Origin of the sequence: Ensifer sp. LC11, from assembly GCF_001695835.1 — a bacterium.
Classification (GTDB): domain Bacteria; phylum Pseudomonadota; class Alphaproteobacteria; order Rhizobiales; family Rhizobiaceae; genus Ensifer.
The window spans coordinates 1-329 of record NZ_MBSO01000068.1 but is presented as its reverse complement, the minus strand read 5'-3'; the positions used below and the strand labels follow the sequence as shown (position 1 = coordinate 329).

General features: G+C 52.3%; 1 protein-coding gene. It reads left to right on the top strand.

Going from position 1 to position 329, the window contains the following annotated elements; translation table 11 throughout:
* Positions 1 to 113: 113 nt before the first annotated feature.
* Positions 114 to 329: IS200/IS605 family transposase (gene tnpA / locus BBX50_RS29570; protein ID WP_139108855.1), on the top strand; the 216-nt coding region annotated here is incomplete at its 3' end.

Below are 329 nucleotides of genomic sequence, written 5' to 3'. Positions count from 1 at the left end.
TGTAAGCAAGTAAACCTCCACCTCCGGTGGAGGACTGGACGAGTTCTACATCTTCCTTGAGAGACCTCCGTGCTTGGACCGCTAGGCTGGCCGAGACATAGAACGGAGGTTTTATGGATGAACGATCGCAATCACACGCGACATGGGACTGCAAATACCATGTGGTCTTTTCAAGTAAGTACCGAACGAAACGCCTTTACGGTGACGTGCGGCGTGAGTTGGGTGACCTTTTGCATAGGCTTGCTCTGCAAAAGGGTTGCCGGATCGAGGAAGGGCATCTCATGCCCGACCATGTACACATGCTGATATCGATCCCGCCGAAATATTCG